This window comes from Flavobacterium sp. FlaQc-30, assembly GCF_044005885.1.
Lineage (GTDB): Bacteria > Bacteroidota > Bacteroidia > Flavobacteriales > Flavobacteriaceae > Flavobacterium.
In genome coordinates this window covers 275,259-289,577 of record NZ_JBIPCO010000002.1, presented here as the reverse complement: position 1 = coordinate 289,577, position 14,319 = coordinate 275,259, and the positions used below count along the sequence as shown (strand labels likewise).

The window sequence follows — 14,319 nt, the reverse complement described above, 5'->3', positions numbered from 1 at the left end:
TTTAATTATCCTATTTTGTTTTTTTTCCTTTATTAAGCGTAATTTTAATTGTAATTTAAACTTTTGTATTATGTTTCAAGCCTTTAAAAAAATCACTTTTATTCTATTTTTAATTGTTTCGAATGCGTCGAATGCAAATTCGTCAACAGAAATTATTAAAAATAAAATCAATGATATCAGTAATGAAATAAAAACAGGAGCTGATAATTTCGAAAAATACATTCCTTTATTAAAAGATAAAAAAGTTGGCATTGTTACCAATCAAACGGGTCTTTTATCGAACAAAAAACACGTAGTAGATTTTCTATTAGAGAAAAAAATAAACATTCAAACCATCTTTGCACCAGAGCATGGCTTTAGAGGAACTGCTGATGCGGGAGAACACGTAGTTGACGGAAAAGATTCTAAAACGGGATTATCGATAATCTCTCTTTACGGAGACAATAAAAAACCTAAACCAGAACAGTTATCGGGAATCGACGTCATGGTTTTTGACTTACAAGATGTTGGAGCACGATTCTATACTTATATTTCGTCTTTACATTATGTAATGGAAGCCTGCGCAGAAAACAATGTTCCGCTTATAATTTTTGATCGACCAAATCCGAATGGCAGAATTGTAGACGGTCCTCTTTTAGAAAAAGAATTTACAAGTTTTGTGGGTATGCACCCTATTCCATTGCTTCATGGAATGACTATTGGTGAATATGCAAAAATGATTAATGGAGAAAAATGGCTTAAAAACGCAGCTCAATGTAAATTAACTGTAATTCCTTGTGTTAATTATAACAGAAAAATGGATTATAGTTTATTGGCAAAACCATCTCCAAATTTGCCAAACGATCAATCTATAAATTTATATGCAAGCTTGTGTTTGTTTGAAGGAACGAATGTAAGCATGGGACGCGGAACAGAAAAACAATTCCAAATTTATGGCTCGCCTTACTTAACAAAAACAAATTTTAGTTTTACTCCAAAACCAAATTTTGGAGCCAAAGACCCTGTCTATAATGGCGTAGAATGTTTTGGCGAAGATTTGACATCTTATACTAAACTACAACAACTGGAATTGAAATGGCTGCTTAAAGCGTATCAAAATACCAGTGATAAAACTAAATTCTTTAATCCTTTTTTCACAAAACTGGCGGGAACTAAGAAATTACAACAACAAATTGAAAGCGGCACTTCTGAGGAAAATATCAGAAAAAGCTGGGTGAAGGATTTAGAAGCCTTCAAAAAAATGAGAATGAAATATCTGATCTACCAATAAATTTTAATGCAGTAAAGAAAAATTAAAAATTAAAAAAAATCAAAAATGTCAAAAGCAAATCCAGATACAGAAAGAGAATCTCTTTACTCAAATTTAGATAAAATGAGTACCAACGAACTGCTTTCAAATATAAATAATGAAGATAAAAAAGTAGCAGCTATTGTTGAAGAACAAATTCCAAACATTGAAAAATTAGTCGATGCAATTGTTGCAAAAATGAAACTTGGCGGAAGACTTTTTTATATTGGAGCAGGAACATCAGGGAGAATTGGGGTTTTAGATGCTTCTGAATGTCCTCCTACTTTTGGAGTTCCAGACAATTGGATTATTGGTATTATCGCTGGTGGAGATTCTGCCATTAGAAAAGCGGTAGAAAATGCCGAAGATGATGTCGATCAAGCATGGAGAGATTTATCTGCTTATGATATTTCTAGTTTAGACGTAGTAATAGGAATTGCAGCTTCTGGAAATACTCCTTACGTTATTGGCGGATTGAAAAAAGCACGTGAAAACAAAATCATAACAGGCAGTATTTCATGCAACAGTGACAGCCTGATTTCTAAACAAGCAGATCATCCTATTGAACTAATTGTAGGACCAGAATTCTTAACAGGAAGCACTCGAATGAAAGCAGGAACTTCTCAAAAATTAGTCTTAAACATGATTTCAACATCAGTTATGATTAAACTTGGAAGAATCTACGGCAACAAAATGATCGATATGCAGTTGTCTAACAAAAAATTAGTTCAAAGAGGCGTAGAAATGATTGTTGAAGAACTGCAAATTGATGAAAAAACAGCTTCTGATTTATTAAAAAAACACAAAAGTGTAAGAGCAGTTTTATTAGCTCAGAATAAAAATCTGGAAATCTAATAACCAACAGATTCAAATCTTTTATAGATTTATACCAATAAAAACCACAATCTATAACTTTTAAGATTCAACAAAAACCTAACAGGTCTTTAAAATCTGTTAGGTCTAATCAAAAGAATAAAAACCAAAACCACTAAAGCTATAAAATGACACCAAGCACCATCCTCCTTCTTATTATCATTTATTTTGGAACACTATTCTACATCTCACATAAAGTGAGTAAAAAAGACAGTGGAAATGATGCCTTTTTTACGGCAAATAAAAACTCTAAATGGTACTTAGTTGCTTTTGGAATGATTGGAACGGCTCTTTCAGGAGTAACTTTTATATCTGTTCCCGGAGAAGTTGGTGCGGCAAGCGGTGAGCAGTTTAAATATTTTCAGTTTGTTTTGGGTAATGCTGTAGGTTTTCTAATAATTACAAAATTATTATTACCGTTGTATTACCGAATGAATTTAACCTCTATTTATGGCTATATTGAGCAAAGAATGGGCGTTTACAGCTACAAAACGGCAGCTTCTATTTTCCTGATAAGCAGAACCGTAAGCTCTGCCTTCAGACTGTATTTGGTTGTAATTGTATTGCAGCGATTTGTATTTGACTTTTACAATATCCCTTTTGCATTTACGGTATTCATGTCATTAATTCTAATTTTTTCTTATACCTATAGAGGCGGTTTAAAAACCATAATTATTACAGACACTTTACAAACATTTTTCTTAGTTACATCTGTTTTTCTTACTATCTATTTTATTTGCGATCGTATGGATTTAAGTGCCGTTGGAGCATTTGAAGAAGTTAAAAACAGTAACTACTCTAAAATTTTCTTTTTTGATGATTTTATGGGAAGTAAATTCCATTTTATCAAACAAATAATTGGCGGAATGTTTGTAACTATTGCGATGGTTGGATTGGATCAGGATTTAATGCAAAAAAACCTGAGCTGTAAAAATATTGGCGAAGCACAAAAAAACATGTTCACCTTTACAGGAATCTTTGTAATCATCAATATTTTCTTTTTAAGCGTTGGTGCCTTGTTATATATTTATGCTAATAAAAACGGAATCGCAATTCCAACTGACTTAGTTACAGGTAAACCAAGAACCGATTTACTTTTCCCTGAAATTGCACTGAATCACTTGGCTGTAGTTCCTGCAATCGTATTTTTACTAGGAATTATTGCCGCGACTTTTGCAACAACAGACTCCGCTTTGACAGCATTAACGACTTCTTTTTGTGTTGACTTTCTTGGAATGGACAAAGCCGAAAACAGCAAGAAAAACACTGTAAGAACAAGACATTTAGTACACATTAGTTTTTCAATTCTGATTTTCTTTGTAATCATTATTTTCAATACTATCAATGACAGCTCAGTTGTTGGAATGATATTTAAAGTCGCATCTTATACTTATGGCCCGTTATTAGGTTTATATGCTTTTGGATTGTTTCAAAAATCAAGACATGTAAATGATAAACTAGTTCCAGTATTATGTTTACTTTCTCCTTTGTTTACTTATTTAATCAATGAAAATTCGAAATTATTATTTTCAGGATATGTATTTGATAATGAATTAATCGTGATAAACGGATTAATAACTTATTTAGGATTATACCTGACAAGTTCACGAAGCAGCGAGAAAATATCTTTTTAAACTATATAAGCAAGCCCAATTTGCTAAATAAAATAAAAGCTCACCCAGTGAAAATCATCTTTTAATGGGTAGAAGCTAATTAAAACCTATTCGTTCAAAACACAATATATTATGAAAAATTACTTCATAAGAGTCAGCCTATACGCCGCATTTCTTTTTTTGATTACCAATTGCGCTTCTAAAAAAAACACTGTAATTACAACTGTAAAAACAGATATTCCTTTAAAAGATACCGTTGTTTACAAACCAAAAGCGGTATCTGAGAAAAAAACTTTTTTTAAAGATTCTGACAAAGAAAATGTTTGGGTTGATAGTATTTACAATAAAATGTCGGCTAGAGAAAAAATAGGTCAGCTGTTTATGATTTCGGCTTATTCTAATAGAGATTCCGTACATACAAAAGAAGTCAGCGCATTAATTCAAGATTATAAAGTAGGCGGATTAATTTTTTTCCAGGGCGGACCAGTTCGTCAGGCAAAATTAACCAACTTGTATCAGTCAAAATCAAAAGTACCATTATTCATTGCTATTGACGGCGAATGGGGATTGGGAATGCGTTTAGATTCAACTTATATTTATCCTTGGAATATGACTTTGGGAGCCATTCAGGATTTGAGTTTAATTGAGAATGTGGGACGAAATATGGCGAATGAAAATAAACGTATCGGAATTCATTTCAACTTTGCTCCTGTTCTCGACATTAATACCAATCCGAAAAATCCAATTATTGGCAACCGTTCTTTTGGTGAAGACAAAGTCAATGTAAGCAATAGAGCCATTGCTTTGATGAAAGGCGTGCAAGGTCAAGGTGTTTTTTGCACAGGAAAACATTTTCCAGGACATGGAGATACATCTGTAGATTCACACAAAGCATTACCTCTTATTGATTTTTCGAAAGAACGACTTGAATTGGTTGAATTATATCCGTACAAAAAAACTTTCGACGAAGGTTTAGTTTCAGTAATGGTGGCACATTTAAACATTCCAAGTTTAGAGCCGCAAGCTAATATTCCATCTTCTGCTTCTTATAACATTGTAACCAATCTGCTTCAAAAAGAATTAGGCTTCAACGGTTTAATTTTTACTGATGGTTTGGCAATGAAAGGCGCTACTAATTTTAAAGGTCCCGGAGATTTAGAAATAGCTGTTCTTCTTGCTGGAAATGATATTTTTCTTGGTCCTGACAATGTACCCGAAGCTTTTCAAAAATTAGAAGAAGCCTATGCGCAAGGTATAATTACGGAAGAACGTTTGGCGCATTCCGTAAAAAAAATATTGCATTATAAATTTAAAGCCGGATTAAACAAGTACAAACCGATTGATATGAATAATATCAACGGCGATCTTAATCCAGCACAAAATGACGCTTTGCATTATAAACTTTACGAAAATGCGATTACGGTTTTAAAAAATGAAAAAGAAATTCTTCCTATCAAAAACCTAGATCAAAAAATTGCGTATGTAAAACTAGGAGATGATGTTAACAGTACTTTTGTAACTACTTTAAAAAAATATACTGAAATTACAGAAATATCAAATACTAATATTGACAGTTTAAATCAAGAACTAAAAAATTATGATACTGTAATTATCGGTTTTCATAAACTAAATAAAACTTGGGAAAAGCAGAATTTCACAGATACTGAATTGCTTTGGCTGCAAGAAATCGCTAAACACAACAAAGTGATTTTGGACATTTTTACAAAACCTTACTCGCTGTTACCTATTACTAATTTTGATGATATTGAAGGATTAGTTGTTTCGTATCAAAACTCAGCTATAAGTCAAGTTGTTTCTGCAGAAATACTATTTGGAGCTGTCGATGCAAAAGGAAAACTGCCAGTATCTATTAATGATTCGTTTAAGGTAAATGATGGCTTATCTACCGAAAAAATAAACCGTTTGGGCTTTACAACTCCTGAAAATGTGGGAATGAATTCTGCTGTTTTATCAAAAATAGATGCGATTGCCCAAAAAGCAATTGACGGAAAAATGACTCCTGGAATGCAAGTATTGGCTGCCCGAAAAGGAAAAGTTTTTTTTCAGAAATCATACGGATATCAAACCTATGACAATCAAAAAAAGGTTAGCAATTCAGATTTGTATGATGTTGCTTCCATTTCGAAAATGATTTCTACACTGCCAAATGTGATGCAATTGTACGATAAAAACAAAGTTACTTTAGACACCAAACTAAAAGACATGGTGCCGTTTTTTGCACATACAAATAAAGAAAACATCATTTTCAAAGATTTGTTAACGCATTACGCCGGACTGCAGGCTTGGATTCCGTTTTACAAAGCAACACTAGACAGTGATGGTAAACCTTCTCCAAAATATTACCGCAAAACTGCTGATTCTAAGTTTTCGACAAAAGTTGCAGACAGCCTTTTTATTCGAAATGATTATCACGACACCATCATGAAAATCATTGCAAAAAGTCCAGTAGCCGTAAAAAAAGAATACAAATACAGTGATTTTACTTTTATCATTTTAAAAGAATACTTAGAAAAGAAAACACATAAAAAGCTTGAAGATCTAAGTAAAGAAAACTTTTTCAGCACACTTGGCATGAATAATACACTTTACAATCCGCTAAATAAATTTGATAAAAACAGCATCGCTCCTACTGAAATCGATACTTATTTTAGACATCAGCTTATTCAAGGATATGTTCACGATATGGCCGCTGCTATGGAAGGCGGAGTTGCTGGTCACGCAGGAATTTTTTCTAACGCTATGGATGTTGCCAAAATGATGCAGCTGTTTTTACAAAAAGGAAATTACGGCGGCAAGCACTATTTTTCTGAACAAACATTTAATGCTTTCAACACTTGCTATTACAAAGACAAAGGAATTCAGAGAGGTTTAGGTTTTGACAAAAGAATTAGCAAAGGCGGGCCAACTTGCGGTTGTGTTTCTGAGGCGAGTTTTGGTCATACCGGATTTACAGGAAACATAGCTTGGGTTGACCCAGAAACAGAAATTGTTTATGTATTTTTATCCAATAGAACTTATCCAGAAGTTGTAAATGACGAGAATAAATTATCTAAAGGAAAAATTAGAGAAGATATTCAAAAGATAATTCAAGAAGCTGTTATCAAATAAGGAACATTTCTATTTAGTTAAACTAAAAAAAAGATCATGAATGCAAATTTAGAATCACTGTATGAAATCGCAAAAAAACCTTCCCGAATTATTGTTGGGTTAATGTCTGGCACCTCTTTGGATGGTTTAGATGTGGCTTTGTGCAAAATTACTGGTTCTGGAGAAAACACTGAAGTTCAATTATTAGAATTTGACACAGTCGATTATTCAGAAGAAATAAAATCAGAAATCAGAAGCGTATTTGCAAAACCTACTATTGATTTTCAGAAACTAGTTTTATTAAATGAATGGATCGGGATTCTTCATGCTAATATGATTCTTGATTGTTTAAACCGTTGGAAAATTCCAGCTTCAAAAGTTGATTTAGTAGCCTCGCACGGGCAGACCGTTTTTCATACTCCAAAAATTTTACATCAGTTAGAGAACTTTACAAATGGTACTTTACAAATTGGCGATGGAGACCATATTGCTGTAAAAACTGGAATCTTAACCATTTCTGATTTTAGACAAAAACATATAGCTGCGGGCGGCGAAGGTGCACCGTTAGCTGTTTATGGAGATTATTTTCTGTTTAGTAAAAAAGGCGAAAATCGCATTATGCTTAATATGGGTGGTATTGCCAATTTTACTTTTTTACCTTCCAATCACAATCCTGAAGAGGTTTTTGTAACGGATACAGGAACTGGAAACACTTTGATTGATGCTTTTACCAGACTTTCATTTCCTGATAAAGCGTATGATAAAGATGCCGAAATTGCAAAAAAAGGTACAGTAAATCTATCTCTTTTAGAAGCTTTAAAAGCTGATGATTTTTTTCAAGCGCCATTTCCAAAAACCACAGGTCCAGAGCTTTTTAGTATTGAATATGTAAAAAATGCACAAACTAAAAGCGGTACAGAAAACATTTCTATTGAAGACTTATTAGCAACCTTAACCCGATTTAGTGCCGAAACAATAGCAGAAGCTATAAATTCGACAATCAGCAACACAACTTATCCAATAGAAAGTTTTACTATTTATATGTCTGGCGGCGGCGCTCATAATCCGTTGTTAACAGGCTGGCTGAAAGAACTGCTGTCTTGTACTTTTACTAATACTGATTCTCTGGGAATTTCAGGCGATGCAAAAGAAGCAATCTTATTTGCCATTTTAGCAAATGAAACCGTTTCTGGAGGAAAATCTGATTTTGGATCTCGCAAACGAATTCCATCAGTATCAATGGGAAAAATTTCTTTTCCATCATAAACAAACACTCTAAAAGTCTACCTTATGAACACAAATATTAAAAACAATTTTGAACACAAATTTCACCAATTTACACTAATTTTAATAGGTTAATCTTGTTTGTGAAATTAATTTCACAAACAAATTAGTGTCAATTAGTGCAATCCGTGCTACTTTTTATAATTGTGCCCATACAGCTTTAAAAGTTCTCTTTTAAATAATTAACCGAACCAAAAACCTACCCAATGACAAAAGAACGTTTAACCTCACTGGATGTATTTAGAGGATTTACAATTTTATTAATGACTATTGTCAACAATCCTGGAAGCTGGGCTTCTATTTATCCGCCTTTAGAACATGCTGAATGGCACGGCTGTACTCCTACTGATTTAGTTTTTCCGTTTTTTGTTTTTATAATGGGAACTGCAATACCTTTTGCTATGCCAACAAAACATTTTGATGCAGCTGTATTCAATAAAATTTTGGTTCGTTCTCTGCGAATTTTCTGTTTGGGATTATCTCTAAACTTTTTCAGTAGAATCCACTTATTTGATCTAGAAGGAATTCCATTGTTACTTGTTCGATTAGCCATAACTTTTGCCGTTGCTTATGCTCTTTTAGGAAACTTTACTTTAAAGGTTAAAACCTATCTTGTTTTTGGAATTTTCACGTTGATGATGGTTCTCGCTTACAGCAAATTAGAAGCTTTTGAAGATGTTAGAATTCCAGGCGTTTTGCAGCGAATTGGTATTGTTTATTTCTTCGCTTCGTTATTGTATTTGAAAACAAATTTAAAATCACAGCTTTTAATTGTCGCTTCGATATTAGTGGGTTATTACATTTTAATAGCTTTTGTTCCCGTTCCCGGAGTTGGCACTGCCAATTTTGAAAAAGATACTAATCTTGCGGCATGGTTAGACAATTTAATTTTAAATGGACATTTATGGAGCGTTTCTAAAACTTGGGATCCTGAAGGAATTTTAAGCACGCTGCCGGCTATTGGTACAGGAATACTTGGAATGTTTATTGGACAGATTTTAAACTTACAAAGTTCTAAAACTGAAATCATAAAAAAAATGGCCATTTCAGGAGTTGTTTTGTGGGCTCTTGGTTTACTTTGGAATATTATTTTCCCAATAAATAAATCGCTTTGGACAAGTTCATACGTTTTATATACTGCTGGAATTGCAACAATATGCTTAACCTTGCTTTATTATATTATTGATGTTGCCAACTATAAAAAATGGACAAAATTATTCTTGATCTGGGGCGTAAATCCAATGATTGTGTTTTACTTTTCGGGTGTGATTCCAAGAGTAATGAGTTCTATAAAAATGCAAAGCCCTGATGTAACTGGAGAAGAAATCAATCTTCAAACCTTGATTTATAAATTTTGGATTGTGCCTTGTTTTGAGAATCCAATGAATTCGTCATTGGCTTACGCCATCTCTTATGCCATTTTCTGGTCTCTGATTTTATGGGTTTTCTATAAAAAGAATTTGATTTTTAAGGTGTAAGAGTCTTTGTTTTTTTGCCACGAATTTCACAAATTTCCACGAATTAAATTATTTAAATGAATAATCATTTACTTAATTAGAATAAAAAATTAGTGTCAATTCGTGAAATTAGTGGCAAAAACTTTTCACGAAACCCCATCTGAGACAAAAAAAAGTCCGTGTACTATTTTAAAAGAGCAAAATGAATTTGAAACAATTATTTACAGGATTTCTTATTTTAGGGTTTCTATTTTCTTGCTCATCCAATCTAAAAAAAGGGGATCACACAATTATATCCAACCACGATAAAATTGTCATACGATCCGATTTTAAAAAATATTTTGACAACTGCAATGTCGAAGGTTCGATTGCCATTTATGATAACAATAAACATAGATGGTTTTTATCTGACACAATTGGCACCAAAAAAGAAACACTTCCTGCATCGACTTTCAAAATTATCAATCTGCTTATAGCATTAGAAACAAATACTATTTCCAGCGAAAATGACATAGTAAAATGGCCGGGAACTACAGATACTATAAAATATGGTTATCGTCCTGAGATATACCACGACATAACAGTAAAAGAAGCTTTTGAAGTTTCTGCAGGCTGGGCTTTTGTGGAGTTGGCAAAGAAAATTGGAAAGGATAATTACAAAAAATATTTATCATTGTGTCATTACGGAAATCTCGATCTGTCGCAAACAGATGCTGATTTTTGGAATTTTGGCAACTTTAAAATTTCCCCTCTTAATCAAGTTGTATTTCTAAAAAATCTTTACGACGAAAAGCTTCCATTTTCGAAACGGAATATGCAAATTGTAAAAAAAGTCATGCTGACGGAACAAAACAACGACTACTCTATTTATTCGAAAACGGGTTGGACGAGAGAGAATGAAATCAATACAGGATGGTGGGTTGGCTATATTGTAAATAATAATGGTATTTATTTTTTTGCAACACGTCTTTTGCAAGATCGAAAAATTAATAGTGCTGCTTTCGGAAATTGCAGAAAGGATATAACGAAATCTATTTTTAAGGATTTAAGTATCGTTAAATAAACCCGTCGGGTGTAATTGCTTTCAACACATAGAAATATAGCTTTTGCAACCGAAAATTAGGCGTTTCACCTTTTTTTAAATACACATAGCTGCGCTATGCGAAAGAAACATATTTCTTTTTGTCCCCTTTTTTAGCTATAAAATCTATGTTTCTATGTGTTAGATTGTTTTTTGAGCAATTACACCCAATACGTTAAATAAATTCAACTTTATTCTCTTTCTAATTTCTTCTCAGAGTTTACACCCAAATTGGTTCAAAACTTAGACAAAGTTTGGAGTTTAAAGTTCGTTTTGAGCATTTTTTTCATTCGAAACGAAGAATTAATAAAACTATGCGATTTTCTTTTTTATTCAAACGTTATAAACATAGCTCGTGGTTTCAACCACGGGAACACAATACGATGTGTGTCAATATTACGCACCGTGGTTGAAACCACGGACTATGCAGAAAACATAATATCAGTTTGTCATTTCAAATAACAATGATTGTGGTTGTTTAGTGTAAAACAAAAATTCCTTACACCTTAGGTTTACACCTCTTTAAAAACAATGATAATAAACACTCGATTACTATAACTGTCGTCAAAATTAATCAGCGCCAGAACTATTACTGCATTTCCTGTAAAATCGAATTGACTGTTATATCTTGGGGGAGAACAGTTGGGGCAATAAAATTTTTTACAGTTACCACAGCAGTTCCTAACGCTGAAAAATGAGGCAGCAAAAACATCTCAATTTGCTGCATATACGAGGCTTTTTAAATTCATATTGCTTTGGCAAAACTACTCTAGAAAGGATTCATACTATAAAAAATGAGGGGGACAAATAGGGGACATTTACGTTTAGAAATCTAACAAAATCAATACATTATGTTTTTTGGTTTATAAACGTAACTTTTTTCGCTATTTTTACGATCCCAAAAACAAAAACCACAACTAAGAAAAAATGTTTTCAAAGAAAATCTACTGCATCGCTTTAGTCTTTTTTGCCTTTCTATTAAAAGCACAAAACGCTCCTATTCAAATTTCTTTTTCCGAAAATGAAATTAAAAATTATGAGGCAGTATTAAATCAGGAAAAATCTTTTGACAAGGATACACTGGCATTAAAAAACTTTTTAAAACCACTGCATCAAAATAAAAACTACAGCGTTTTTTATGAGGCACTACTTGCCAATGGATACAGTAATTTTTATAATGCAGTAAACAAAAAAAGTGATTTTCATTATCAGCAGTCGCTTAAAAAGGCGGCACTTTTAAAAGAACAAAGCATTGAAATTTGGACACAGCTTAATTATGTAAGTTATCTTTATTATTACAGAGATTTCATAAAGATGACTCCGCTCCTTCTCAAAGTAATTGATAAGATTGAAAAACTACCAGCCGAAAAAATAATCTTACCAGGTGAATCCTTCAAAAAAATTGGATGGATTATGCAAACACTTGGCGATTATAAAAAGGCGGCATACTATTTAGATCTTGCCCAAAAAAATGCTCCTAAAAAAAGCATCGAATATGCTTCGATAACAAATGCTATTGGTGCAAATTATCTGCATACTTCTGATCTTAAAAAAGCGGAATATTATTTTTTACAAACTGCCAAATTATCGCAGGAAATTCAAGATCAAGTGCGCTATGCTAAAGCTTTGGGAGATCTGGCACTGGTAAAACAAAAACAAGGAGATTTTAAATCGGCAATTTCATTAGTCAAAAAAGATATCGACATCTCAAAAGCTGAAAAAAGCTACCAGAACACAATGTATGCTTCTATTTTACTGGCAGAACTATATTTAGATGACAACGATTTTACTAAAGCAGATCAAGCTTTAAAAGAGGCTGAGAATATTGTGTACTCAAAAACTTATTTTGAAAAATCAGAACTTCAAATCATTCAACTAAAATTGAGAATCCTGCAGCATCAAAACAAAGCTGATGAAGAATTGGTTTTAAGAAGACGAATGCTTGTTCTTGAAGATTCTCTTAAAAACAAAGATGGCGATATGGCTATCAACAAAGTAAACTGGATGATTCAAAAAGAAAAATTTCAGCAAAATATTAATCGTACTAATGAACAATACAAGAATGAAATTTCGATAAAAAATGTTTATGCTGTAATTATTATCCTTTCTCTTTCCTTATTAATTTTTCTTGTTATTAATTTTAAAAAGCATTTAAAAAACAGACAGATTGAATATCGTGAAAAGGTCTTTTCGTTAAAAACTGAGAAAATAAAAAATGAGCAAAAATTATCCGAAGCAAAAGAAAATTTAGATGCGCATGCCGCTCATTTGAAAGAAAAAAACAATCAAATAAAAAGTTTACGATCTGAAATAAATCAAATTAAAAATTCGTCTAACGGCGATTCTGAAAAAGAAAATCTGAGCATTTTACTAGAATCACATTTGATGACGGAGGAAAACTGGAAAAATTTCAAAAAAGAATTTCAAAAAGTTCATCCAGAGTTTCATCGTTTACTGGAAGAAGATTTTCCTGAACTCACTGATTCTAATAAACGAATTCTATTACTGCAAAAACTAAATTTTAATAATACTGAAATCTCTGAATTATTAGGGATAACGCCTGATGCTGTAAAAAAATCGAAACAGCGTCTTAAGAAAAAACTCGGCGATAAATTTAATATCCTTTTTGAGCATATCAGTTCTAAAATCTCATAAATATTAGGAATTTGAATGGCATCTAATTTGAAATTCGAATATATTCTAAAAGTAAAAAGAGAACTTAATTTTTAACTGTACCTTTATAAAAAATTGCAAAAATAAAAGCTGCGTACAAATTTGCATGAGTTTTTTGCTCGTCAGAACTTTTTTTACAAAACGATTTGATCAATGAAAAAAAGAGAAAAATTAGATATAATCCGAAAACACTATCCTTATGCTTTAACTACTATTGATTATATCAATAAAGTAATTGATTATGTTGAAGAGAAACTTGATTTAGAACCTTCACAAATTATATTGGCAGATAGTATTTGTAGCGATGATGTAAACAGCATTCAATATCCTGCAAGAGCTCTTGAATTTTTAGGTCCTTTTAAAATGGGCGGTTTAGACGGTTTTCCATTTACTGGATTGAGCGGTATGGCCGCTTTTGCAAGTCATGTTCCTGATGATGGGGCTGTTTTTATTTATTACGGACCTCATATTGGTATTTCTAAAGAAGGAATTGTTGGAAAAATCAATCGCATCGGACAAACGGAGAAGTCACTTTGCTGTGGTGCGGCAACCGGCGCGCTTAACAAATTAGCAGATAATACTATAAAACTAGGAAATGTAACGGAATTGGATTATCAAATGAATATTATTGAGCAAATTTTATTCAAGCAAAAAGATAAAATTCTAAACTCAGAACTTCCATTGATAGCGGCAACCGAAGTGATCTATCAGGCCATTGACGATCGTATTCAAGAACTGATCGCGGCAACGAAATACAATTGCAAATATATTATTCTTGTTGGAGCCATTTTAATTAACAGCGACAGCGATATTGGTTCGTTTTCGGCTGCAAAAAGATTTGAAATTATCAATCTAAAAACGGGTCTGAGAGAAAATATTATCACCGTTTTAAATCCAGAATAATAAAAACAAACGCTGAACTTGTTTATTGAGTTGAAATAG

At 32.5% G+C, this 14,319-nt stretch carries 10 protein-coding genes; 9 read left to right on the top strand and 1 reads right to left on the bottom strand.

Going from position 1 to position 14,319, the window contains the following annotated elements; all coding sequences use genetic code 11:
* Positions 1 to 70: 70 nt before the first annotated feature.
* The 7 genes from ACHRV0_RS06585 to ACHRV0_RS06555 all read left to right on the top strand — a co-directional run bounded on the left by ACHRV0_RS06585 (position 71) and on the right by ACHRV0_RS06555 (position 10,686).
* Positions 71 to 1,270 (top strand): exo-beta-N-acetylmuramidase NamZ domain-containing protein, encoded by a 1,200-nt coding sequence (locus ACHRV0_RS06585; protein ID WP_395440284.1) that lies wholly within the window; start codon positions 71 to 73, stop codon positions 1,268 to 1,270.
* A gap of 45 nt (positions 1,271 to 1,315) precedes the next feature.
* The gene (gene murQ, locus ACHRV0_RS06580) at positions 1,316 to 2,143 is read left to right on the top strand and encodes an N-acetylmuramic acid 6-phosphate etherase (RefSeq protein WP_395440283.1); all 828 of its coding nucleotides are present in this window, start codon (positions 1,316 to 1,318) and stop codon (positions 2,141 to 2,143) included.
* A 146-nt stretch (positions 2,144 to 2,289) separates the two neighbouring features.
* Positions 2,290 to 3,795 carry a sodium:solute symporter gene (locus ACHRV0_RS06575; protein WP_395440282.1) on the top strand — a complete coding sequence of 502 codons (1,506 nt, stop codon included), beginning with the start codon at positions 2,290 to 2,292 and terminating at the stop codon, positions 3,793 to 3,795.
* Between the two features lie 111 nt (positions 3,796 to 3,906).
* Complete coding sequence (locus ACHRV0_RS06570; RefSeq protein WP_395440281.1) at positions 3,907 to 6,903, top strand: glycoside hydrolase family 3 N-terminal domain-containing protein; 2,997 nt, start codon at positions 3,907 to 3,909, stop codon at positions 6,901 to 6,903.
* A gap of 36 nt (positions 6,904 to 6,939) precedes the next feature.
* The gene (locus ACHRV0_RS06565; RefSeq protein WP_395440280.1) at positions 6,940 to 8,148 is read left to right on the top strand and encodes an anhydro-N-acetylmuramic acid kinase; all 1,209 of its coding nucleotides are present in this window, start codon (positions 6,940 to 6,942) and stop codon (positions 8,146 to 8,148) included.
* Positions 8,149 to 8,372: 224 nt separating this feature from the next.
* On the top strand, positions 8,373 to 9,644 hold the full coding sequence (locus ACHRV0_RS06560; protein WP_395440279.1) for an acyltransferase family protein: 1,272 nt from the start codon (positions 8,373 to 8,375) through the stop codon (positions 9,642 to 9,644).
* A gap of 181 nt (positions 9,645 to 9,825) precedes the next feature.
* A complete protein-coding gene (locus ACHRV0_RS06555) occupies positions 9,826 to 10,686 on the top strand; it encodes a penicillin-binding transpeptidase domain-containing protein (protein WP_395440278.1) in 861 nt (286 codons plus the stop codon).
* Positions 10,687 to 11,293: 607 nt separating this feature from the next.
* Here ACHRV0_RS06555 and ACHRV0_RS06550 read toward each other — a convergent pair.
* The gene (locus tag ACHRV0_RS06550) at positions 11,294 to 11,431 is read right to left on the bottom strand and encodes a hypothetical protein (RefSeq protein ID WP_395440277.1); all 138 of its coding nucleotides are present in this window, start codon (positions 11,429 to 11,431) and stop codon (positions 11,294 to 11,296) included.
* A gap of 200 nt (positions 11,432 to 11,631) precedes the next feature.
* On the opposite strand from ACHRV0_RS06550, the gene ACHRV0_RS06545 reads away from it, so the two are divergent.
* Both ACHRV0_RS06545 and ACHRV0_RS06540 read left to right on the top strand, forming a co-directional pair.
* The gene (locus ACHRV0_RS06545) at positions 11,632 to 13,359 is read left to right on the top strand and encodes a hypothetical protein (RefSeq protein WP_395440276.1); all 1,728 of its coding nucleotides are present in this window, start codon (positions 11,632 to 11,634) and stop codon (positions 13,357 to 13,359) included.
* A gap of 171 nt (positions 13,360 to 13,530) precedes the next feature.
* Entirely contained in the window at positions 13,531 to 14,280 is a 750-nt protein-coding gene (locus ACHRV0_RS06540) for a hypothetical protein (RefSeq protein ID WP_395440275.1), read from the top strand.
* Positions 14,281 to 14,319 lie beyond the last annotated feature (39 nt).

Coding starts and splice junctions, on each gene's coding strand:
- ACHRV0_RS06550 (WP_395440277.1), bottom strand. CDS start 11,431: ATGCAGCAAATTGAGATGTTTTTGCTGCCTCATTTTTCAGCGTTAGGA.
- ACHRV0_RS06545 (WP_395440276.1), top strand. CDS start 11,632: ATGTTTTCAAAGAAAATCTACTGCATCGCTTTAGTCTTTTTTGCCTTT.
- ACHRV0_RS06575 (WP_395440282.1), top strand. CDS start 2,290: ATGACACCAAGCACCATCCTCCTTCTTATTATCATTTATTTTGGAACA.
- ACHRV0_RS06560 (WP_395440279.1), top strand. CDS start 8,373: ATGACAAAAGAACGTTTAACCTCACTGGATGTATTTAGAGGATTTACA.
- ACHRV0_RS06565 (WP_395440280.1), top strand. CDS start 6,940: ATGAATGCAAATTTAGAATCACTGTATGAAATCGCAAAAAAACCTTCC.
- ACHRV0_RS06540 (WP_395440275.1), top strand. CDS start 13,531: ATGAAAAAAAGAGAAAAATTAGATATAATCCGAAAACACTATCCTTAT.
- ACHRV0_RS06570 (WP_395440281.1), top strand. CDS start 3,907: ATGAAAAATTACTTCATAAGAGTCAGCCTATACGCCGCATTTCTTTTT.
- ACHRV0_RS06555 (WP_395440278.1), top strand. CDS start 9,826: ATGAATTTGAAACAATTATTTACAGGATTTCTTATTTTAGGGTTTCTA.
- murQ (WP_395440283.1), top strand. CDS start 1,316: ATGTCAAAAGCAAATCCAGATACAGAAAGAGAATCTCTTTACTCAAAT.
- ACHRV0_RS06585 (WP_395440284.1), top strand. CDS start 71: ATGTTTCAAGCCTTTAAAAAAATCACTTTTATTCTATTTTTAATTGTT.